The 22,830-nt window shown below is 41.8% G+C and carries 24 protein-coding genes, 1 tRNA gene and 1 pseudogene; 12 read left to right on the plus strand and 14 right to left on the minus strand.

Features of this window, described 5'->3' with window-relative positions:
* Positions 1–18 precede the first annotated feature (18 nt).
* Complete coding sequence (locus tag KDN43_RS05105; protein WP_238868588.1) at positions 19–1,278, plus strand: DUF4959 domain-containing protein; 1,260 nt, start codon at positions 19–21, stop codon at positions 1,276–1,278.
* Between the two features lie 51 nt (positions 1,279–1,329).
* Positions 1,330–2,010, plus strand: a complete 681-nt coding sequence (locus KDN43_RS05110) for a DUF4998 domain-containing protein (protein WP_238868589.1) — start codon at positions 1,330–1,332, stop codon at positions 2,008–2,010.
* A 245-nt stretch (positions 2,011–2,255) separates the two neighbouring features.
* Here KDN43_RS05110 and KDN43_RS05115 read toward each other — a convergent pair whose 3' ends face one another.
* Genes KDN43_RS05115 through KDN43_RS05130 form a run of 4 tightly spaced genes read right to left on the minus strand, consistent with a single transcriptional unit; the run spans position 2,256 to position 6,505 of the window.
* Positions 2,256–3,668, minus strand: a complete 1,413-nt coding sequence (locus tag KDN43_RS05115) for a TolC family protein (RefSeq protein ID WP_238868590.1) — start codon at positions 3,666–3,668, stop codon at positions 2,256–2,258.
* Between the two features lie 14 nt (positions 3,669–3,682).
* Complete coding sequence (locus KDN43_RS05120) at positions 3,683–4,819, minus strand: ABC transporter permease (protein ID WP_238868591.1); 1,137 nt, start codon at positions 4,817–4,819, stop codon at positions 3,683–3,685.
* A 6-nt stretch (positions 4,820–4,825) separates the two neighbouring features.
* Positions 4,826–5,755: an HlyD family secretion protein gene (locus KDN43_RS05125; RefSeq protein WP_238868592.1), complete on the minus strand. Its 930-nt coding sequence runs from the start codon at positions 5,753–5,755 to the stop codon at positions 4,826–4,828.
* A 57-nt stretch (positions 5,756–5,812) separates the two neighbouring features.
* A complete protein-coding gene (locus tag KDN43_RS05130; RefSeq protein ID WP_238868593.1) occupies positions 5,813–6,505 on the minus strand; it encodes an ABC transporter ATP-binding protein in 693 nt (230 codons plus the stop codon).
* Positions 6,506–6,609: 104 nt separating this feature from the next.
* Between KDN43_RS05130 and KDN43_RS05135 the strand changes: the two genes are divergently transcribed.
* The gene (locus KDN43_RS05135) at positions 6,610–7,233 is read left to right on the plus strand and encodes a MarR family winged helix-turn-helix transcriptional regulator (RefSeq protein ID WP_238868594.1); all 624 of its coding nucleotides are present in this window, start codon (positions 6,610–6,612) and stop codon (positions 7,231–7,233) included.
* Between the two features lie 111 nt (positions 7,234–7,344).
* Here the strand turns inward: KDN43_RS05135 and mnmD are convergent, their stop codons facing one another.
* Positions 7,345–8,010 carry a tRNA (5-methylaminomethyl-2-thiouridine)(34)-methyltransferase MnmD gene (gene mnmD / locus KDN43_RS05140; protein WP_238868595.1) on the minus strand — a complete coding sequence of 222 codons (666 nt, stop codon included), beginning with the start codon at positions 8,008–8,010 and terminating at the stop codon, positions 7,345–7,347.
* Positions 8,011–8,220: 210 nt separating this feature from the next.
* On the opposite strand from mnmD, the gene KDN43_RS05145 reads away from it, so the two are divergent.
* On the plus strand, positions 8,221–9,108 hold the full coding sequence (locus tag KDN43_RS05145; RefSeq protein ID WP_238868596.1) for a metal ABC transporter solute-binding protein, Zn/Mn family: 888 nt from the start codon (positions 8,221–8,223) through the stop codon (positions 9,106–9,108).
* Positions 9,109–9,181: 73 nt separating this feature from the next.
* Positions 9,182–9,892, plus strand: a pseudogene (locus KDN43_RS05150) (metal ABC transporter ATP-binding protein); the annotation flags it as partial.
* Positions 9,893–9,923: 31 nt separating this feature from the next.
* Here the strand turns inward: KDN43_RS05150 and KDN43_RS05155 are convergent.
* From KDN43_RS05155 to KDN43_RS05190, 8 genes are all read right to left on the minus strand, one after another.
* A complete protein-coding gene (locus tag KDN43_RS05155) occupies positions 9,924–10,925 on the minus strand; it encodes an aspartate-semialdehyde dehydrogenase (RefSeq protein ID WP_238868598.1) in 1,002 nt (333 codons plus the stop codon).
* Between the two features lie 55 nt (positions 10,926–10,980).
* On the minus strand, positions 10,981–11,454 hold the full coding sequence (locus KDN43_RS05160) for a T9SS type A sorting domain-containing protein (protein WP_238868599.1): 474 nt from the start codon (positions 11,452–11,454) through the stop codon (positions 10,981–10,983).
* An 81-nt stretch (positions 11,455–11,535) separates the two neighbouring features.
* A complete protein-coding gene (locus KDN43_RS05165) occupies positions 11,536–12,450 on the minus strand; it encodes a ribonuclease Z (protein WP_238868600.1) in 915 nt (304 codons plus the stop codon).
* A gap of 1 nt (position 12,451) precedes the next feature.
* Positions 12,452–13,033, minus strand: coding sequence for a 7-carboxy-7-deazaguanine synthase QueE (locus KDN43_RS05170; protein WP_238868601.1), 582 nt, complete (start codon positions 13,031–13,033; stop codon positions 12,452–12,454).
* Positions 13,014–13,379, minus strand: coding sequence for a 6-pyruvoyl trahydropterin synthase family protein (locus KDN43_RS05175; protein WP_238868602.1), 366 nt, complete (start codon positions 13,377–13,379; stop codon positions 13,014–13,016). Before KDN43_RS05175 ends, KDN43_RS05170 begins: the two co-directional genes overlap by 20 nt.
* A 133-nt stretch (positions 13,380–13,512) precedes the next feature.
* A complete protein-coding gene (locus tag KDN43_RS05180) occupies positions 13,513–14,637 on the minus strand; it encodes an endonuclease/exonuclease/phosphatase family protein (protein ID WP_238868603.1) in 1,125 nt (374 codons plus the stop codon).
* On the minus strand, positions 14,621–15,508 hold the full coding sequence (locus tag KDN43_RS05185) for a rhomboid family protein (protein ID WP_238868604.1): 888 nt from the start codon (positions 15,506–15,508) through the stop codon (positions 14,621–14,623). Before KDN43_RS05185 ends, KDN43_RS05180 begins: the two co-directional genes overlap by 17 nt.
* Positions 15,492–16,169, minus strand: a complete 678-nt coding sequence (locus KDN43_RS05190; protein ID WP_238868605.1) for a rhomboid family intramembrane serine protease — start codon at positions 16,167–16,169, stop codon at positions 15,492–15,494. The genes KDN43_RS05185 and KDN43_RS05190 overlap by 17 nt, the downstream gene beginning before the upstream one ends.
* Positions 16,170–16,374: 205 nt before the next feature.
* Here KDN43_RS05190 and KDN43_RS05195 point away from each other — a divergent pair, with 205 nt between their 5' ends.
* From KDN43_RS05195 to KDN43_RS05220, 6 genes are all read left to right on the plus strand, one after another.
* The gene (locus tag KDN43_RS05195; protein ID WP_238868606.1) at positions 16,375–16,641 is read left to right on the plus strand and encodes an HU family DNA-binding protein; all 267 of its coding nucleotides are present in this window, start codon (positions 16,375–16,377) and stop codon (positions 16,639–16,641) included.
* A gap of 292 nt (positions 16,642–16,933) precedes the next feature.
* Positions 16,934–17,006: transfer RNA gene (locus KDN43_RS05200), tRNA-Lys, on the plus strand.
* Positions 17,007–17,660: 654 nt separating this feature from the next.
* The gene (locus KDN43_RS05205) at positions 17,661–19,295 is read left to right on the plus strand and encodes a hypothetical protein (protein WP_238868607.1); all 1,635 of its coding nucleotides are present in this window, start codon (positions 17,661–17,663) and stop codon (positions 19,293–19,295) included.
* A gap of 154 nt (positions 19,296–19,449) precedes the next feature.
* Positions 19,450–19,791: a helix-turn-helix domain-containing protein gene (locus tag KDN43_RS05210; protein ID WP_238868608.1), complete on the plus strand. Its 342-nt coding sequence runs from the start codon at positions 19,450–19,452 to the stop codon at positions 19,789–19,791.
* On the plus strand, positions 19,788–20,027 hold the full coding sequence (locus KDN43_RS05215) for a helix-turn-helix domain-containing protein (protein WP_238868609.1): 240 nt from the start codon (positions 19,788–19,790) through the stop codon (positions 20,025–20,027). Before KDN43_RS05210 ends, KDN43_RS05215 begins: the two co-directional genes overlap by 4 nt.
* Before the next feature lie 32 nt (positions 20,028–20,059).
* Complete coding sequence (locus KDN43_RS05220) at positions 20,060–21,313, plus strand: AAA family ATPase (protein WP_238868610.1); 1,254 nt, start codon at positions 20,060–20,062, stop codon at positions 21,311–21,313.
* Here the strand turns inward: KDN43_RS05220 and KDN43_RS05225 are convergent.
* Entirely contained in the window at positions 21,299–21,535 is a 237-nt protein-coding gene (locus KDN43_RS05225) for a hypothetical protein (RefSeq protein ID WP_238868611.1), read from the minus strand. The genes KDN43_RS05220 and KDN43_RS05225 overlap by 15 nt on opposite strands.
* An 85-nt stretch (positions 21,536–21,620) precedes the next feature.
* Between KDN43_RS05225 and KDN43_RS05230 the strand changes: the two genes are divergently transcribed.
* Positions 21,621–22,802, plus strand: a complete 1,182-nt coding sequence (locus KDN43_RS05230; protein WP_238868612.1) for a DUF6371 domain-containing protein — start codon at positions 21,621–21,623, stop codon at positions 22,800–22,802.
* Positions 22,803–22,830 lie beyond the last annotated feature (28 nt).

A 22,830-nucleotide genomic window follows, 5' to 3' on the forward strand; every position in this document is an offset into this window, starting at 1 on the left:
CAAACAATCATATAAGATATGAAAATAAAAATTTTATCATTAATATTCACACTTCTTTGTATATTCATCTATTCCTGTACAAATGAAGATGATCTTAAAGTGCCAATAAAGGTTGACACTAATCCCCCTGCCGCACTTACTGCTGCAGATGTAAGTTACCGTCCAATCGCAGGTGGTGCTGTTATTAAATATTCACTACCTGATGAGAAGGATTTACGTTGTGTTGAAGCTCAATATACCATTACAAGTGGCAAAAAATTCACTGTTAGAGGATCATTCTTGTCCGACTCTTTAATAGTGGAAGGTTATCGCGATACTAACGCACATGACATTAAATTATATGTAGTAGATAATTCAGAAAATTATTCTGAGCCATATACATTGTCTTTCGTGCCTAACCAATCGCCATTGGACGCAGTTCTAGAATCATTAACTGTATACCCCGACTTTGGCGGTATGCAAATAACTTGGGATAATGTAGACCAAAGTACTATTGCATTGTTTATTTACAGAATAGAGTCTCCTGATACAATATTGATAGATCAATTCTACTCTAAAAACGCAAAAGGTGAATTAACCATACGTGGTGAAAAGAGTAAAAAGACCGAATACTTAGTACAAATCAGAGACCGTTGGAATAACTATACTGATATGAACAATTTTACCATTACCCCTCTTTATGAAAAAGAACTCGACTATACTAAATTGACTATCCCAGGTTCTGAGTATTTTATCAATATCAGTAATCCAAGTGGTATGGGAAAATGGTGGGATGACCAAAAATCTGCTCCAGGATGGGGTGACATTTTCTGGCCGGCAGGCGATAAACCATTGCCACATGTTTCTACAGTGAAATTTCCAACTCCTACCACATTGTCACGCATTGTATTATGGCAATATGCATGGGGCGCTACCAACTATTCACACTTCTATTATGGTGCTAATGTTCGTGTATTGGAACTTTACGGTTCAACGGAAGTCAATCCATCAACTGAAGATCCTGTTAATAATCCTTCATGGAAGTATATTATGACTTGCGAAATTAAAATGCCTTCGGGAGGTTGGGTAAATAATGCTTCTATGACAGAGGAAGACTTTGATGTTGCCAAGAATCGAGGACACGAATTTGTGCTACCATTAAGTGAGGTCCCAGTAAAATACACCTATTTGCGATTCAGAGTAACCACTACTTTTGACGGTGCTAATTCAGGTGGTTTGCTTTCCGAGGTTAATCTTTTTGGTGACGACCGCCTTGAAGGTGAGGAAGATGAAGATTAAGGTTGAAAAGAAACCAATTAATTTCTAAATAATATTTAATTGATCAGAAATATGAAAAACTATATATTAGTTCTAATATCGATATTAATGATTACATCATGCGATAGTTACTTGGATAAACATCAAGTATACTTGGAAGATGGTGAAACGGTTTACCTTCAAAAGGTAGATTCGGTATCAATTTGCCCCGGCAATAAACGAGCAGAATTTAAACTATTCTATTCGAATGGTAATAAATTGAACCATACAATTCTTTACTGGAATAATGGTGCTAATTCAATAACATTCGATTGTGAAGGCTTGAAGGCTGGTAAAGACTCTTTAATTATTATCCATGAAATGGAAGAAGGAAATTACAGTTTTGAGATTGTAAACGTTAATAAATATGATCAACGTTCGCTCAAAGTTCCAGCATTTTCCTCTATCTATGGAGATGTTTATGCTAGTGGATTAACGAATAGAGTTATAAAAAAAGTTTCCAAAATCAACCAAGATCAGGGAGTAAAGATAGAATGGCATGTACCACCAAGTAATTATAATAAGCTTGAAGTAAAGTATATCTCGCCTGAAGACAATTCTGTAAAAATTGTTACAGTAGAAAATTCCGATAATGTAGTTATTAATGAAATACCTAAAGGCAAAGTAATTAAATATAGAACATTCTATAAACCAGAGGAGTTAGCTATTGATCTGTTTCCTGCCGAATGGAGTAATGATATTGTAATTCCATAAAAGCATGTTCATATACACTGTTGCTGTCCAGTAAAAAGGGCATAACAAATCATTGCGAAACTGACCCCAAGAGTCAGTTTCGCTTTGTTTTTTGTCTCAATTAAGTCGGTAAGCCCAATGTGTAAAAGTTTAGACTTGAGCTGATTGTGGGCATCTTTTAATTTATGGATTTGAGTTTTCTTCAGACATAGCTGCCCAGAATGGGAAATTGGTAAGAGAAGATAGGCATATAGGCTTTGCTATCTTTATCTGTTTTTTACTGTTATTATGCTGGAGAACAGATTGTAGGCTGCCTGTAGATAATTTTGCCTGGACTGTTGAATCTTAAGTTGCTCACTGAGCAGGTCGGTTTGCTGTATATACCCTTTGTCGAACTGTAACTGAACTGCTTTTGAATTTTGTTGACTCATCTCCCAATTTTCGCGACTAAGGCGATAGCTCTCTTTTCTTACCTGCAGAAGCGAGAGTTCATTGAGTAGCTCTTTCTCCCTGTTGTTTCTAATGTCACGCAGGTTCTCCGCCTCTATCTGCTTTTGTAGTCGTAAGCGGGAAACCTCACTCGATGTGGTGAGTGACTGTGTAACCGGTACTTTCAGGGAAACGCCGATATAGCTGTTCCCCCTCCAGTATTTGTTGTTGAAAAACGATGGTTCGTTGTTGTAGTAGCTGGAACCGTAATAGCCGTTAATGGTTAGGGTGGGGGCATATTTCCATGAGGCCGTTATCAGCCTTAGTATTGCCAGATTCACCACCTCCTGCTGTCGTAGCTCCTCAAGGTTGTTCAATGCAGGAGTGTAGGATGAATTTTCTTCAATATTCTTCAGCAAAGCAGTAATATCTTCTTTTAAGTTGAGTGATGCAATGTTTTCGAGTGTTACTTCCATGCCCATCAGGTAAAGTAGTTCCGCTTTTCGCTCCCCGGCAATCTTTTCAGCTTCCAGGAGGTTGGCAATCGATTCATTGTAGATTCTATTTGCATCGTTTTTCACCGCAAGTGTAATTCTCTCTTTCATATAGAGCTGATTTGCATTGTTCAACAGGCCGGCATAATAGACTGTATCCTTCAAAAGCAGAAGCTTCTGCTCTTCTGCAATTACGCATTCAGCATAGGCGAGAGCAAGCCTCTCCTTGAAATCATCAATTGAAATCTGTGCTTCATACTCCTGAATTCTTAACTGTTGCTTCTGTTGTGCAACTCGATGTAACTTTTCAGGATTGAACAGGTCGTACTTTAGGTTAACACCTGCAGAGGAGTTCCATTTCGTGTTAAACTGCAGGTACATAATCTCACTCTCCGGTGATGAGGGATTGAAAGCATGTGCAGGTACCGGGGTTGCCGGAATTATAAGGTTGCGTCTCAATTCTCCTGACAGATAAATGTCGGGGATGTGTTCCAGGCGGCTTTCTTTAACCTGAATAGTTACATCTTCCAGCTTCAGCTTCTCTACACTCAGTATGGGTGAATGACCCAGTGCATAGTCCATAGCTCTGTCAAGCGTAAGCGATTCAGAAATTGGTTTTTGTGACAAAGCTTCTCTTGGGGGATTTTGTTCAACAACTTTCTTTGAATGCTCGTGTGACACAGCTTCCTTTGCGGGTAATTGTGCAACAGAAGCAGCCGATAGAATGAATATTGCTATGAGTGTAATTTTTTTCATAGGAAAAATAAATTTTAACGAAACACCGATGATGGTTCCACTTTTTTTAGTTTATTGATCGAAAAATATGAACTGCCCACTGAAATGAGTAATGTCACTGATAAGAGGAAGATGAGAAAGGGAGGTGTCAGGCCGATAATCAGCCCGGCTTTTGCCATACCCGCTTTGGTGATAATTAGCAATAACAGGGAAACGGTGAACCCAACTACGGCGTAGATAACCGATTGGGATATAACGAGTAGGCTTATATAATGGCCCGATGCCCCTATAGCTTTCAGTGTTCCGTAATCTTTTATCCGATCGTAGGTGGCAGAATACATAGTGAGCCCGATAATGAAGAAACCGCTGATGATACCGAAAATTATAAGAGTTCCGAAACTCATACCCATATTGTTTGCCGTCATTACATTTACAATTGTAGTTTTACTGAGCATATCGGAGCGCCATGCCTTAAGGTCGGGTGCAATATGGTTGATCTGTGAAATAACCGGCTCAATTTTGTCAGGGTCTTTTACTGTGACAATGATTCCGCTGACCATAAAACCTGATAATCCGGAATAGAACCGTGCTTTTGATGTGGTTGTATAGATTAGCGGAGTAGAAAATCCTTTAGCACTTTTTGTTGTTACACCAATAGTGGCCGTTTTTCCGTTGATTTCAAATTGAGTACCCTGCTGAAGGTCAAAACCGAATGTTCTGTTGTCGTAATAATCGGAAGATACCATATCGGGAAAAGAAAGGTTATGTATGTCGCCAGACAGGAGCAGTCCAGGATGAGGACCTGCTGCCATGGCAGGATAATCACTGCCTATTATCATTGCCGGTGCATCATTGCCGTTGGGGAGCTTGACCGATACGTTCGCAACAATAAAGCCATGGGTCTCATCCACCCCTTCAACGCTCCTTAGCTGATTCACCCATCTTATATCGAAAGGAGAGAGCTGATTCACGTTATTGGTCTGTCTCTTTACTACAAAAATCTGTGCATAGTCGGAATTTGAATTACCTACAATGCCGCCGATAAGATTTGCAAGGTAAAAGAACATGCCCAACTCCACTCCAATCAGGTAGATACTGATGACTATAGCAGTGAGGATACCCAGGCTTTTGGATTTTTCAAATCGTACAAATTTATAGGCTGTCGAGATCATGGTCGGTTAATTTAGATGGACTGTACATTCCACTTTTGTATCGATAAGTAGATCTTTTCGCATACTGTGCAGAGATACTTCTATCTCACGTATGCGACGGTCTTCCAACTCATTGCCGCTGTCTGAGAAGAGAGATTTTCGCTTCAGGTAGGGTGAGATGTGCAGGATTTCTCCCAAAGCCGTAACGGCAGAGTCCCCCGGCAGATTTATTGTACAGTGCATTCCCAAAGCCAGATCACGTGCATATAACTCATCTATCTCAGCCATCACAATGAGCGGCGCATCGGGTGCGATGCGTCCGTAAGTCTCATATAGGCTTAGCGCTTCACCAGCACGGGGTGTGATATCAAGCAGAATCCCGTCGAACGGTGCCTGGAACCGGGTACGGGCCAGATCTTTTATCCGTGAAGATCGCTGTATGGTTATTTCTTTGAGTTGTGCCTGTTGTTCACGGTAGTCGTTTTCCATTTTTTTCAACAGTTCGCAACCCTTATCATATTCATTCTGCAATTTGCGTACATCCTCTCCGGTAGCGGCTCCTGCCTCCAGCAGCTCACGGGCATCGGTCAGCAGGCGAAGTTTTTCGACCAGTGAAATCCTCTCATGTTCCAAAGCTGCAGCTGCTGAACCCACGGCATTTTGCTGAGAGATGATACGGGTGTCGCTCTCTTTTACCGAAAGCATTTCGTCTGTCATATCCAGTAGGAGCAACAGATCTCCCTCCTTTACCGTGTCACCTGGTTTGGCACACACCTTTGTTACAATTCCCGAAGCGGGGGAGGCTAGCTCGCTGACTCCTCCATGGGGAGTGATCTTTCCTATTCCCACTATACGTGAAGGGGATGACAGTGTTACGGTAACCTGCCGATCTTTTTGATTACTGCAGGCTGAGGTGATCACCAGTGATATCAAAAGCAATAAAAAATCTTTTTTCATTTATATATGGTTTACTTTTTTTATTTAAATCATATGTTTGAAATCTGAATCTTCGATTTAAAAATCCTCTTCCGAACCGCTGTCGACTATTTTTCCTTCAGAGACATATATTGTACGGTCTGCATATTTTTTTAACCTCATGTCGTGAGTTACAATGATTACCGCCCTGTTATCACGGGATAGATTACTCAACATATCCATCACCTGTTTTGCACTTTGGTGATCGAGAGAGGCAGTAGGCTCGTCGCACAATATTAATCTGGGGTCGGTGATAAGTGAACGGGCAATTGCAATGCGTTGCTGTTGTCCTCCACTCAGGTTGCGCGGAAGATTGTTTTTCCGGTCTTCCATGTCGAAGGTGCGTATCAGTTCAAGTGCTCTTTTCTTTGCCTCTTTCCGGCTTTTACCCTGCAAGATTAGCGGATGCATGATGTTCTCCAAAGCATTTAGTGGTGCTAGCAGGTTAAAGCCCTGAAATACGAAGCCTATATGATTCAGTCTTAATGAGCCCAGGGCTCTTTCCGAAAGCTCGTTTACACAGGTGTCGCCCACCCACACCTTGCCCATGGTGGGATAGATCACGCAGCCCAGCAACGATAAAAGTGTTGTCTTGCCGGAGCCTGAAGGGCCTACTATAAGCGTTACCTCACCTTTGTTGAATGCAATTGTAGAGGGGTGAAGCGCAACAATAGTAGTATCTCCTGTTTTATACTCTTTCCCGGCATCAGAAAGTCGTGCCGCAATATTCATATTCAATTGTTTTTACAGCAAAGTAATACATTTACGGACTAAATAGCAAATAAATTTGTATAATATTTATATAAATAGTACATTTACGTCTATAATTGTATTATATGAGGACAAAAAAAATATTATTGGGAATTATTGATGAACTGGAAAAGTTTGAGAATACGCTCTCGAATGATGATACACCGGAAATTGACGATTTTATACTATATTTATGTAGCAAAAATGTTGATCTTCGAACTTCAGCCGAAGTCCAGATAGCTCAACAGATTAGCCTGTTGCACCGCTATTCCAAATTTTATGTAAAAAAATTGCTGAAAAATTCTCTATTGCAGACGATGGATGAATATACCTATCTGATTTCGCTCTTGAATTGTGAAAGCCTCTCCAAAACGGAGTTAAACAACATGAATGCAATGGAGAAGACATCTGGTAATGAAGTTATAAACCGGCTGCTTAGAAAAGAGCTGATAGATCAACGTCGTGATGAGGCTGACAGACGGAGTATGCGTGTTTTTATTACCGGAAAGGGACGAAATGAGCTTATTACTATCTTCCCTGATTTGAAAAAAAGTGCTTTTTTATTGTCTTATCCTCTTTCGCCGAAACAAAAAGGACTGTTTGCCGGTATACAGAAAGAGCTCTGCTCTTTTCATCAACGAATATTCATGAGTGGCAAAGAAAAGAGTTTGGATGAGATTGTAGCAGAGCTTGACAGCGCCTCTGATTAGAAGACAGCAGGGGAATACAGAAATGTTCTTTTTTGTAAAAATAGCTTACCATGTTAACAAGGCTTCTGATTAGAAGGCAACAGGGAATACCTGTTTTGTCAGGGATCATTTTTATTTTACAGCTCTTATTATCTCCCGTTTTCCAGGAGGCCCCGGAAGGCGCTCCACAAAAAAACCGGATACTTGAAGCATTCTCCTGACAGACCCCTTAGCGCAATAGGTGGTGAGTACAGCTCCGCAGTTGCTGAGTGAATAGAGGGTGTCGAAAATTTCCTGTGTCCACATTTCTGGCTGCTTCTCAGGTGCGAAGGCATCGTAATAGATCACGTCAAATGTTTGATGTGGCCGAAAATCCGGGAGTTCTTGAACATCAATCAGAAGTTTATTAAGTGTAAAGTCTGGGGTTATTTCTGTTGGGGTATTCCAAGGCGAATTGTGTAGACTTATAAACACTTCATTTTGGGTTGGGGCCAGAATCCTGCTGTAGTTTAATTTCTCAGCATTTATAACCGGGAGTGGGTAGAGCTCAAAAGTTGTGTAATTTACCTTTCTGTTCTTTTTTTCGCTGTCCAGGAGAGTCATGAAAGCATTCAGGCCCGTGCCGAACCCAATTTCCAGGAGGTTGACCGTCTGCTTATCGCAATAATTGAGCCCGGCATTGATGTATATATGGCCCGACTCCTGAATGGCACCGTGCGTGGAGTGGTAATGTTCATTCAGTTCAGGCACAAACAGTGTGTGCGATCCATCTTTAGTTGTTTCAATAATGGCCTTCATATATTTATCTGACAAACAAAATTAGGAAATCTTTGTTTACTATTTCATCCTCGGGTGAATTTTTTTAATTTTGTATTTAAATGGCCTGAAGTCGTGTGTTACTTAATACATATTGGCAGATTGAGGTTTTGCTAAAATTATTTTTAGTTCTGCAGGATAAGAAAAACAGGCAATCAGGTGATTTACACTACAAAGAAATAATTTAATCGGATGAATAAATATCTTTGCATTATTTTGATTTTTACGCTTGCTCAGGCATGTAACTCAGCTTCTAAAAGAGGTGAAGCTGATAATAAAAGGGTGTTGACTGTTACTATTGAACCCCAGCGTTACTTTCTTGATCAGATTGTTGGTGACGCGTTTACCATTAATACACTGGTCCCACCCGGAACAAGTCCCGAGACATATGAACCTGCACCATCGGTTATGATTGAGATGGGGAAAAGCATTCTCTATTTTAAGGTGGGAAATCTGGGGTTTGAAAATGCGTGGACGGCACGCTTATCCAGCAACAACCCAGATGTGGGTATTGTGGATTGTTCTGCCGGAATAGAATTAATGGGCGGGCATGATCATAGCCACTCAGATGAGGATAGCCATTTGCACGGCGCCATGGATCCCCACGTGTGGTCATCACCAAGGGCTGTGAAGATTTTTACAGGGAACATGTTAGATGCTATTGTAAATGTTGATACTGAGAACGAAGAGCTGTATCTCTCCAAATTTGAAAAACTATCTGATAAAATTGACAGGACAGACAGCCTTATTCGTAACCTGTTACAGCATACGCCTTCCCGGTCGTTTATCATATACCATCCCGCACTGGGCTATTTCGCAAAGGATTACGGCCTTCGTCAATACAGTGTTGAGTTCGAAGGTAAGAGCCCCTCTCCCTCGCAGATTAAGGATCTGATAGACATTGCAAGGAGGGAGAAGATAAACACAATTTTTATTCAACGTGGCTTTGATATTAAAAATGCTGAGGTGATTGCAAAAGAGATCAACGCAAAAGTATTTGAGATTGACCCGTTGAAGTATGAGTGGGATGAGGAACTGCTTCGTATTGCATCTATCTTAGCACGTGAAACCGATGAATAAACTGATAGAAATATCGAATCTTACGGTTGGCTATGATAACAAACCGAAAGTACTGACGGATGTGTCAGTTACTATTTACGGTGGCGACTTCCTTGGTATTATCGGCCCAAATGGCGGTGGAAAGACTACACTGTTGAAAGCGATACTGGGATTATTAAAGCCATATTCGGGAACAATCAGTTTCTTTGAAAACGGGAAAAAGGTACCTTCTATTAATATGGGCTATCTGCCTCAGATAAACCAGATTGATAAGAAATTTCCTATCTCTGTGTCGGAAGTGATCTTGTCGGGACTGACTCCCCCGAAGCACCTTTTAAGTAGATTCAGGCTGGAAGAGAGGCAGAGCGTGAGAAGGGTGGCCGAACGTCTTGGTATAGACCATCTTTTAAAACGTGCCATAGGAGAGCTGTCTGGTGGCCAGCTGCAGCGTGTGTTGCTTGGAAGGGCAATAATTGACAATCCGAAACTGATTATTCTGGATGAGCCCAGTACTTACGTGGATAAATTTTTTGAAAGTAATTTTTACAAGCTTTTAGGTGAAATAAATAAAGATATTGCCATTGTGCTGGTATCGCACGATGTGGGAACTATACTCTCTCTCGTGAAAAATATCGCCTGCGTGAACCAGGGGCTACATTATCATCCGGGTACAGATATATCGCAGGAGTGGCTTGCAGGTGCCTATGAGTCCTGTCCTATAGAAATACTTGGGCACGGCACGCTCCCGCACAGGGTGCTTATGAATCATGACCATGTGGAAAATGATTTGCATTCCAACGATTAGATAACTGGCCTAAATGAAAAATTTCAACTCTCTAACTATGTTTGATAAGATACTCCGCTATCTGCACGGCATTTAGCGCTGCTCCCTTTCTTATCTGGTCTGAAACGCTCCAGAAGCTTAATCCTTTTTCATTGGTTAGATCCTTGCGGATGCGTCCAACATAAACTGGGTCTTTACCTGTAAGGCCCAGCGGCATTGGATATTCCTTGTTTGCCGGATTGTCGATAACTACAATACCGTCGGCATTGTTGAATGCCTCCAGTGCTTCATCAACAGACACAGTACGTTCGGTTTCAATCCAAATAGCCTCGGAATGCGCACGCATTACCGGTACACGGACACAGGTAGCGCTTACTTCTATGTCAGAATGCATGATCTTTCGGGTTTCGTTGTACATCTTCATCTCCTCTTTTGTATAGCCGTTTTCGGTGAAAACGTCTATCTGAGGGATCAGATTGTAGGCCAGCTGATAAGCAAATTTGGATACTGTTGGCTCTTCACCGTTCACCAGCTGTTTGTGCTGATTTTCCAGTTCCTGCATGGCGGCAGCTCCCGCACCCGATGCAGCCTGATAGGTAGCTACATGCACTTTTTTGATGTGGGCTATCTTTTCAATTGCCTGTAAAGATACTACTAACTGAGCGGTAGTACAGTTTGGGTTGGCTATGATGCCCAAGGGGTGGTTCAAAGCATCCTCTCCGTTCACCTCAGGAACAACAAGAGGCACTTCGTCATGCATGCGGAAAGCGCTGGAGTTGTCAATCATAATGGTTCCGTGTCTGGTGATGGTTCCGGCAAATTCAAGAGAGGTGCCTCCGCCTGCAGTGACAAATGCTATATCAACTCCTTTGAAGTCGTCGTTGTGCTTCAATTCTTTTACTTTAATAGATTTGCCTTTGAAAGTATATGATGTACCGGCACTTCTTGAAGAACCGAATAATATCAACTCGTCCAGGGGGAAGTTTCTTTCTTCCAACACTCGGAGCAGCTCCTGGCCTACAGCTCCACTAGTGCCTACAATAGCTGTCTTCATTTTAGTAGTTATTTAAAAAATGGAATTGCAAAGATATAAAAAAGAGGGTAAGGAATTATTTTATTGCCACTTTCTTTGTGATTTTACCGATTTTTATTATATAATACCCTCTTGGAAGGGCTAGTGTATATTCATTTGTACCAGCGTTTATACGCCTGTTGTAAACTTTTACACCCATTATGTTAAATATCTCCAGCAGGCTGTTTTCTGGAAGATTTTCTATTTTTAAACGGTTTTCAACCAGCTTGATTATTGTTTCATCCTGTGACTCTTCCTTTTCATTAAGTCGGTTTAGATTCTCTTTTTGGGCATTACCTGTGATATTCCAGCCGGAGTTATTCTTTTGTGCCTCAGTTATAACAATCTTACCGCTATCTTCTTTTATTGGCTTCTTATGGATAAAACGGCGGGTATTGTCTTTTCGTGATTCCATCTCTGCAGCCCAATTCGAGCTCTCCTGTGCATCTAAAGTGAAAACAGGCCAGCAAATTAGATATGTCGCCATTATTATGGAACCGATTATCTTCATAGAGTGATGTTTGCTCACAAAATTAGAGAAAATATGTGAACAAACCAGTCGATCCCGGAACAATACTGCATTCGTCTTCCTTTATATTTCAAAAATTTTTCCTTCAATGGCAAGTTCAGTGTTGGGGAATACTGTAATAGCTTCTTTCAAAAGTATCCCAAGCTCGTTGTATCGGGACGAGTAATGTCCTATGATCAGTTTTTTTACATTTGAGGCCTTGGCAATTTCGGCAGCCTGACGTGCGGTGGAGTGGAAGGTTTCCCCGGCCCGGACAAGTTCACTTTCGGCAAATGTTGCCTCGTGGTAAAGCAAATCAACATTCTCGATGTAGGGAATTATCTCCGGACTGTAAGCTGTATCGGAGCAGTAGGCATACTTTCGTGACGGAGTGCCGGGGTTGGTGAGCAGCTCGTTTTTTACCAACGTTCCATCTGGTGTAACAAAATCAGCTCCCTCTTTAATATCTCTTATCTGGCTGACAGGGATGGAATAGAAATCTATCATTTCACGAATGATATGCCTTGGCGACTCCTTTACTTCAAAAATAAAGCCGTTGGTGTGAATACGGTGTTTCAGCGGGAAAGAAAAAACACGAATAGACCTGTTTTCGAAAATCTGTTCATGGCTATCGGGATTCAGGGGTATAATGTTAATCTTAAATGACAGGTGTCTTCCCATATATAGCAGGAAAGGGTTTAACAAAAAATCGATCTCTTTGTGGGCATATATATTCAGATCGCCTGTCCTGCCCAGCATGCTGAGTGTTGAGAGCAATCCTGGAAGCCCGAATATATGGTCACCGTGAAGGTGTGAGATGAAAACGCTGTGAAGCTTGCTCATTCGTGTTTTGAACTTCCGCATTTGAAGCTGCGTCCCTTCGCCACAATCAACCATGAAAAGCTTTTCATTCACATCTATAAGTTGTGAGGGAGGGTTATGCAGAGTTGTGGGCATAGCCGATCCGCAGCCCAATATGGTTAAATGGAAATTTGTCATATCAGGGTATACCGATAAGCTTATGCGTTTGAAGACTCAATGCCCATAAAGGGTTTTCCTTAATGAGTGATATGCAATAATCCACATTCTCCTTAATGATGTTGTTATTATCGAAGACTGGACTCAGCAGATATCTATCTGTCTTGGGAAGAATAGATATATCGGGTAATGGATCCCCCTTTTTGATGGGGAAACGCAATTCATCAACCTCGGGAATAAGATCTCTGATTTTCTCGAAATTTTGTTTTGGGCTGCATGAAATATAATCGATCCCGGCAGGCACCTTTTTTGTTCCGTTGGTCTCTATCGCCTGTAAGTATCCTTTTTCCTTAAAGAAGGCAACAACATCATCCGTAAGTTGCAGTGTGGGCTCACCTCCGGTCCAGATGATCCATCTGCATCCATATTTTCCTATTGTGCTCAGTACCTCTTCAGGTGACATTTTTATTCCCTGCTCAAACTCAGTGTCACAGAAGCTACAATTCAGATTGCATTTAGCCAGTCGGATAAAGATAGATGCTTGTCCGGCCCGGCCGCCCTCTCCCTGGAGCGAGTAGAATATTTCATTTACTGTCAGGTTCATAGATTGCTGATGTTTTAGGCGTCTCACTTACCTCAACAGCGTATAGTTCAGGTATCCGTGGTTTGAAAACCTCGTAGAGCATTTTTGCCAGATTTTCTGCAGACGAGTTGAGCGGTGAAAGTATATCGTTGAGATTCCGGTGATCTAATGTTTTATTAATGTACTCTTTCACGATTTTCAGTTCGTTATAATCCCTTACAAAGCCTTGCTCATTCAGATCTTTTGAACGGAGATGAATGGTAACAACATAGTTGTGCCCGTGAACACGGCTGCAGGGGTGATCGTCGCGCAAGCCAAACAGTGAGTGTGCTGCCGAGAAAGAAAATTTTTTACTTATCTTATACATTGAAATTTCAGATTTTTATCTTTTTACTGCCACTGGCATTAATTAGGGCGTTTCCTTTCTATGGTTATGTCAGGGCGACTTGTTACAATATTACCTTTTTACTTTTCCGCCTTCTCAGAAACATCTTTCATAGTCAGTTTTTTAATCTTAAGTGAGTCCTGAGAGGATAGTGATCAGAATATTTAATTTTATCAACCTTTGTGGCGTAGGCATATATATTTGTACTGTGCAAAATATAATCTATACGAAAGAGGAATAAATCCTCATGATAAGTGATACCCGGTCCAAAAGCGGTGGAGACGTAAGCATCTTTCAAACCCTTCTTCATCTGACTGTATGCATACGAAATGGGAGTATCGTTAAAATCACCGCAGATGATAGTCCCCCGGGCATCCTGTGCATCGATTAACCGTTTCACCTTTTCTACTTGATTCACTCGCATTCTGTAAGCTCCGCCCAGTTTCGCCCTGATGTTAGTGGTTACCTGTTCCAGTTTCACCGAATCGGAGTTCTGAAGGAAATCGCTGTAAAGTTTTTTATCTTCATCTTTAATGCTGTTTGATTCCAGGTGCACATTGGCAACGGCATATCTCGCTCCGTCAATATTAATAGTATATATAGCAGCCCCGTTGTAAGAGGACTCAAATACTACCTCTTGGGTTTTCTCTATCGGGTATTTTGAGAAACATGCCAGCCCGAAGATATGATATTTCCCGGAAGATTCCAAACCTGTAACCGAACGATAGGGGTATTTATTTAGTATACGATTCACGTCGCGTTGCGAGAAAATGGACTGTCCCGTTTTGCTTACCAGGTACTCCTGCAGACAAACTATGTCGGCGTCGGTGCTGGAGATATAATCCAAGATTGGGTGGTCAGTTGTATTCTTGTTTCTCTCTTCAGGAAATCCCTGCACATTATATGTAAGAACCTTAATTGTATTCTCAGGGACTTTAGGAGATTTAATATTCAAGGGGAAAAATGTAGTTACAGGCTTATGGCATAGCATAATGGCTGCCAGGGAAACAAAAGCTAGCTTCCATTTCGAGAAAATGATCCAAAATGCAAGGTATCCGGCATTTAAAAAAAATATAATTCCGAATCCCAGCCCTATGTAAGAGAATAGGTTTGTTTTCAGTGGAGAAATATTCCATGAGAGGAATGAGCTGAAAAGCAAGATTATAGCTACCACGTTAGTGGCAAAAATAATCCACTTTACAACCTCTTTGAATGTTGGCTTTTTATTTCTTGCTGGCATTGAAAAGTTTCTTTTTTTCCTCGGCGGAAAGACTACTGTATCCCGATTGTTTCAACTTATCTAAAATTGCATCTATTTCTTCCTGTTCGGTATGTTTGCGCTTATTGTATTCCCAATCGGTTTCGCGACGGGAACTTTTTACTCTTAAAGTACTCCCCCTCTTCCGTGGTTTGAACAGGTCTACAAACAGGTCGATTATCCTGCCCATCCAGTGTGTTATATCTTTCCCTTTTTTGTACTGAATGGCAAAAATATACCCGGACAATGCTCCGCCTATATGTGCTACATGTCCACCGGGATTGGTAGGACTGCCCAGTGAAATGAAATCAAGTACAAACGCAAAGACAGCAATATATATAATCTTCACCGGCCCAAGAAAAAGAAGATTAACCTGAACGTCGGGACGATAAAAAGCGGTGCCCATAACAATTGCCATCACTGCCGCCGATGCTCCAATCATCCATCCCCTGCCCATGTCAAGGTAATATGGAATTGTATTAAAGGCTGCTACATAGAGCAAGGCGCCCGCCAGTCCTCCCAGCACATACAGGCTGCCTAATGTCCTTCCGGAGAAATACTGCTGGAAAATATGACCGAACCAGTATAACCATAGCATATTAAACAGGAGATGAAGAAACCCTTCATGAACGAACATATAGGTTATGGGTGTCCAGAACCTGTTTAGCAGTAAAGGTATATGAGATGGTATTCCCAGAAACGTAATAAGGTCTATGGCGTAAACATTGAATAATGTAAAAACCACGTGGAATATTTTTATAACTACAAAAACAAGAACGTTGATGAAGATCAGCCTTGTCATCACACTACCTGTTTTGTATTTATATTTCAGCGTATCAATAAAATCTGCCATGTCTCTTGTCCGTTTTTCTCCAATATAATATCATGAAAATTCCGAAAAGCATTCCTCCCAGATGGGCAAAATGAGCAACATTGTCGCCACTGCGGTTGGCTACACCAAAGAATAGCTCCAGCAGGCCGTAACCGATAACAAACCACTTGGCTTTTATGGGAAATGGAAAAGGGATAATAAAAAGCTGAGCATTTGGGAATAGCATACCGAATGCAAGCAGAATACCGAAAACGGCTCCCGATGCACCTACAGTAACACTATTCACCAGTGAAAACATCTCCTGTGGTAATATTGCCTGAATCCGAAAGTAAATGATCAGCATCTGAACTAGTCCTGCACCAATTCCTGTAACCAGGTAGTAAGCGATGAACCGCCTTGAACCCCACACTTGTTCCAGTGTTCGTCCAAACATGAAGACTGCAAACATGTTGAAGAATACATGCGAGAAAGAATAGGGATCGTGCAGGAACATATAGGTGACAAGCTGATAGATACGGAAATGTTCCGAACCAATAAAATGTAGCCCGAACTTATTTGAGAGGTCTATACCTGTTCTTTGCAACAACACAAACTGAGCCAACCATACGATTCCGTTTATGATAATGATGTTTTTAGTAACTACAGGAAGTATTCCTGCAAAGCTATTTCTTGAATTATTCATCTTAGTAAAATACTGTTGTGGCGCAAAAATACGTATTATTTTGTTTGAATTGTGGTTTTTTACCTCACAAAAGATGTTTTTTTATTAAAATCAAATACTTTTTACCTATTTTCTTGATTGTTTTCGATTTATAACTTATATTTGACGCCAAAATAAGGCTCAGCCTTGATTTAAAGTATGTTTAATTTTTTTATTTACGTTTTTTATGAACAAATCAGAACTAATTAGCGCTATCGCTGAAAAATCAGGCCTTAGCAAAGTGGATTCCAAGAAAGCATTGGATGCAACACTTGAAACAATTTCTGAAGAAGTAAAAGCAGGTGGAAAAGTTGTATTGGTTGGATTTGGTACATTCTCGGTTTCGGAAAGAAGCGCCAGAAAAGGTATCAATCCTCGTACGAAAAAACCAATCGACATTCCGGCAAAGAAGACAGCCAAATTTAAAGCGGGCTCAGAACTGTCAAATCTCTGATAACTTGCAAGTGGAATAAAAGAGGAGCAAATTGTATAAGTTTGTTCCTTTTTTGATTTATGGTACCTGTTAATCAATAATTCCATATTTGAACTCTGATCTATTTTTTCTTCGCCGCTACATAATTGTTATGAATTTACCTTCTCTGCTTCGCGTAACGTAAAAATTGCTCGTTTAGGAATAATACAATCTTGATTGGATTATGCTCATCCGGCTTAACAAAATAGTCAATTTCTTGCTGCATATTGCTTTTAAAATAAAAAAAATCTGTACCTTTGTGCCTCTTAAAAATGACTCCGTAGCTCAGTTGGTAGAGCAATTGACTCTTAATCAATGGGTCGAGGGTTCGAGCCCCTCCGGGGTCACTTCATTATCAAGCACTTACCGAATAAAACGGTAGGTGCTTTTTCGTTGGGTCATACATAGGTCATACAAATTGATTATAATATCAAGATATATCGCAATACAAACCACACTGTAAGGAGTATTCAATTCTAAAACGATGCTGTTTATCCTAGATCTTGAAAACCAATTATTCTCCATTTGGTAACAAATAGTTGTATAACTACCTGTACCAACAGTTACCAATTTGTTACCAACACTTTCGGCAATCGGTTTGCTTCATAATCTCCTTAGAACGACAAGACAATCAATACGATAACATTACACAACAAATCACCCAATTGAATATCTTTCCAACTATCCACCCTCTAAACCCAATTATGTCCTAAAATTTCTGTTACCTATCCAACTCATTTATTCAATACTCAAACTCCAGGCCCCTCTCTCATCCCCTACAAAATCAGCATGATACTCTCTTTTGTCTTTTTTATTGTTACTTTTGTACCATTGTCGGCTAACCCGTTCAATCTTATAAGCTATTACTTTCAATGAAATCTAATTAGGGACACCGGCAATAATCGGGTATTAGAGGTGCCCAATTGTTCTCTTGATAAACCATTCGGCACTACCAGGAGCCTTGAAAAGGATGTAAGTTTTACAGCGTTTTCAAGTCATGAATGATTCTTTCAATTAGTTTTGATAAGAATGTCAGGTATTTTGTTGCGCATGAGATCTCTGATGAAGATCCATTGCTGTTGGCGTTTAATTCAATCAGTGCAACCATGAGAGCGAAAGAAAAGCTTGAATTCAACAGAAGAGAATTCGATTATTTCGATCACGTTAGAAAATCTATCTACGATCTCTACCCCCTGAGAACCGATAAACGAAAAACCAAAGACTATTTCAGCAAGTATCTGTACGCCGATGCCAGATATCGGAAGAAGATCAAAACCAACAACGGTACCCACGAAACCGTAAGTTTCCATGAGAACAAGGATGAGGTCGATCACTTGATTGCCTACAGGGTCCGGAAGGAAATACAAAACGCGATATGTGACGATAAAACTTTTCTTTATGCCTACAACATCATCGAGCGCGATCACAATCCATACGACGAAGATCAAAAAGGCAAAACGGTGAAGCTGAAATCTGAAACATTAGCCTCATCTGAAGAGATTGAAGGTGAGTGCGCCCGCTACAAAGAGGATTATCCAAAGAACAACCTGGGCGATTATCTGCTCGATGATACAAATTTTGAATTTTACAACGAACGAATAAATGATTTCATAGTTGATGAGGAGTGGTGGCTTTTTGTTTTCAACAAAGCCTATGAGATCTTCGATCGATTACGCGTCCTGGCTTACGATCCCTTTAAAGCACATTACCTTGCAAACAACATCTATTTTGGGGACATGCTAATGGAAGAAACCATCCTCGACCTCCTGCTCATGCTGATCAACAACTACAACTATGATCTGACACCGGTACAGAAGAAGAAACTCAAAATGCTTGCAATAAGCATAGAACAATATCGTAATGAGCAATTTCTTGTGATTGAGAATAAGTATCTCGAAATCATTCCCTCTCTCAACCTCAATGAGGTAAAATGGATGAAAGCAACCAAGCAGTTCAATCATCATCTCATCACACATTGGGTGACCCACCCCGATTTCACGCATGATCAGCAATTGCAGATCCTCAATCTGATTGAAGATAAATACCTCATCGAAAAGCAGCGTCATCCCGATCTCTTTTATTACGATTTATCCGGATGTTTCACTCAGCTACGGCAGCGCTTGATATGCGATGATGACAACAGCGACAATTCCGATGCACAAGCTGCATCCAACCCACCAAAAAAACATCTAACCATGAAACAAACCATCGCGGAACAGAGCACGGTGATAGATGATTTTAAAATCTATATCGCCAAACTCACCGAGATAATCAGACAAAAGGATGAAGAACTGCGGTTGCTTGCAGTCAAACACGATACCGAGATCGAGAACATGAAGATTCTCCTCAACGATCATACAGAGAACTACAACCGCAAAGGGCTGACTCTTGCTCAGATGATTCTCGTATTCTATTACATGCTGAATGAGCTGGGCGTCAACTTCAACAATTCACTCAAAGTGCAATGGGCCCGTTTCATGGTGAAAGTCACAGGCAAGCATATTCAAAATATCAAAACGGAACTCAATATCGACTTCGAAAGCACAAAAACCAAAAAGAATCTCAAGATTGTGGGCGATCTTTTCCGGGAATTGCTCCCTAAAATCACAGCAAAAATAGAAAATGATAGTATATAACATTATTTAACGCAATTGGTAGTGACACTATTACACTACTTTTCCCACTACCACCCAATTTTTGCCTTTTATATTTGCACCACTGTCTCACTGTCGAGTCAGTGGTGCTCTTTTCTATTGGCACGGATGATCACCTATATGCTTTTTTGAAACCATGGAAGAAAAGACGATTACCTTCAATGAGATCCCCGAGGCGATGAGCTATCTCATCGGGAAGATGAACGACCTGGAAGAGCTGATCAGAACTTCGGCCGACACGCAACCCGACCCGAATGCCTGGTTCAACATCGAAGAACTATGCGAATACCTGCCCGACCGGCCGGCTAGACAAACGGTCTACGGATGGGTCTTCCAGAAGAAGATCCCCTATCACAAGAAAGGAAAAAAGCTGCAGTTTTTGAAATGTGAGATCGATGAGTGGCTGCATACCGATGAAAAGCAGCAGGAATCAATTGAGTATCCTCCTATTCGATTTAACAAACGCAGATTGTCATGAACGAGATCAAACATTACGCCGTACTCTATGAGTGGGCCGACTGGGTCGATTCACAGGATGTGATGCAGAAGCTCCACATCTCCGTACGTACTTTGCAGTACTGGCGGACCAATCGGCTATTGCCCTATTCCCGCATCAGGGGGAAAATCTACTATCGAAAATCCGACATTCTCACCATTTTGCAGAAAAACTATAATGGTACAAGGAAATCTTTGTTGCCGGAGGTCAATGATTGATTGAATTTCGATGAATCAACTATAACAGCACCATGGAATCGAACAGTCTCTCTTCCGATGCAACGCAACCGGAAGATCTCCTGGATATTGACATCGAACAATTCAGGGGCAATAATTTCATAACGCTGTTGGAGGCTGATCTGAACGACAACCTCCGACAGCTTAAAGCAACACTCCCGGCCGGTCTTCTCGAGGTCAAGACCGCGAACAACTGGATCGAACAGGCTTCCAAAAGACCAATCCCCAGGATGCTTTTCAGCGAGTTCTGGTACGAGCAGGAGCTCTGCATCCTCTTTGCCGATACCAACGTGGGCAAGACGATCCTGGCGGTGCAGATCGCTGATAGCATCTCCTGCGGACGTTCCATCCCGGGATTCAAACTGGAAACTATGGCGCAGAAAGTGATCTATTGTGATTTCGAACTGAACGACAAACAGTTCCAGGGTAGGTACTCCCACAATTATGGAGAATCTTATGTTTTCAGCGACAACTTTCTCAGGGTGGAGATCAACCCGGATGCTGTCTTTCCTGAGGATGCTTCTTTCGAGCTTTCCCTCAGCAACGCGATAGAAAGTGTGATTATCGAAACCGGTGCCAAGATCTTGATCATCGACAACATCACTTACCTCCGCCATGAGAACGAGAGGGCAAAGGATGCGCTGCCGCTGATGAAACACCTGAAAATGTTGAAGAATAAGTACAACCTCTCCCTCCTGGTGCTGGCGCACACACCCAAGCGTGATCTTACAAAGCCGCTTACCCGGAACGACCTGCAGGGGAGCAAGGTGCTGATGAATTTCTGCGACAGCAGCTTCGCGATAGGAGAGAGCTCTTCCGATAGCTCTTTCCGTTACATCAAGATGATCAAGGTCCGCTCCACCGAGCACATTTACGACAGCTACAACATCATCGTCTGCCAGATCACCAAACCGGACAATTTCCTTCACTTTAACTTCCTGCATCTCGACAGTGAGTACAAGCATCTCAAAACGGTGACGGAACGAGACAGGGAGATACTGGAAGAGGAGGTCCGCAGATGCATCGTTGAGCAACCCTCCATCTCCGCTTACGCAATCGCCAAGCGACTCTGCTCGGAGGAGAAAAAATTCAATAGCTTCAAGATCAAAATCCTTCGCATCTACAAGAAGATCATCCAGGATATCAAAGTCGATGATTATGTAGATTCCCGTCAGCTAGAACTTTTCAAATCCGAAGATTATAACCGGTTGAATGGGTATGAAGATTTCCCGACCTGTACCAATCCGGAAAAGTTACTCCCAACCTGACTCTATTCGTTCCGAACACACCTCGAAGCAATGAAGAATAAACCTCCACCCCCAGCCTCTGGCTCTTTTCGTTCCGAAAACAACTTGAAGAAACGAAAACAAAACCTCCACATCCAGCCTCTGACTCTGATCCTGCTGAGCCCCAAGGTTCAGAATGGTAACAAAGTTGGTAACACTGGTAACATCGGTAACCCTCCTATATATATGTTCCTTTGTTACCAATCTCTGTAACTATTAGAATATCAATCATAAAGGTGTAAATATATTGGTAACACCTTGTTACCAATCACCAAATATTCCCGGGATTATGTTCAAACCTCCTTACCTCCAGAAGTACGCCGGCAAATCCACCCGCTTCACCTGTCCCGGTTGCAAGACACCTTACAGTTTCACCCGCTACCTCGACGGGGAGACGCTTCAACCCATCCACGCCACCGTCGGCAGATGCAACCGTGAGATCAAATGCGGTTACCATTATACACCCCGGCAATATTTCTCAGATCTCAAACGTCAGGATCCTCACTTCTCAATTACACAACACCATGGATCTCCTCATTGGGATCTCCATTCACCAGTCTTACATAACCATGGTGATGCTAATTGGAATCCAAATGCCTCATCACACCCTGCACCACCGCAAACCATTTCAGATACCATCACGTCACCCTCAAATTTATCTCAACATCAGAAACAGGTACCCAAGATCTCCAATCATCTTACCACAAATCAGAAAGAACCAACCGGTCCCCATCTCTTACACACCTACCTCGAACCCAGTGAACAATTTTCTGTACCTCAACCCAACCAACCAGTGAAACCTCCCGACTTTATTCCCCACAAATACCTGAAACGTTCCCTCTCCCTCAACTCAAACTTCGTACGGTTCCTCAGCAAACATTTCTCCGATCTGCAAATTGCTGAAGCGGCCAACAACTATCTGTTGGGTGCCACGAGAAACGGGGAAGTAATTTTTTGGCAAATCGATATCAATGGAAAGGTCCGTACCGGTAAGATCATGCAGTATAACTCACAAACCGGCAGACGTATAAAAACCGGATATGGTGGAATCAACTGGGTGCATCACAAGCTGAAGAAATCCAATCCCTCATTCTCCGACTTCAACCTCTCACAGTGCTATTTTGGCGAGCACCTCCTGCGTCTCTACCCGGACAAGCCGATAGCAATCGTTGAGGCAGAGAAAACCGCGGTAATAGCAAGTATGATCTACCACAACTACAATTGGCTCGCAGCCGGAAACCTCAACGGTCTCAATGTAGAAAAGTCAAGAGTGCTCCAAAATAAAACCGTCATCCTCTATCCCGACGTCGGCTGTTACGACCGGTGGCTCAAGAAAGCCGAACAGATCAACCTGGAACTCTCCCTTCACCTCATCGTATCCGACTTCCTGGAGAATTTCGCAAACCCCCAACAAACCCACCTCGGCTACGACATTGCTGATTACATTATTGAAAAAAAAAAGATCAATTAAATAGAATAGTTGTAGTTATAGAACAACT

This window comes from Proteiniphilum propionicum, from assembly GCF_022267555.1.
GTDB classification, from domain to species: Bacteria; Bacteroidota; Bacteroidia; order Bacteroidales; family Dysgonomonadaceae; genus Proteiniphilum; species Proteiniphilum propionicum.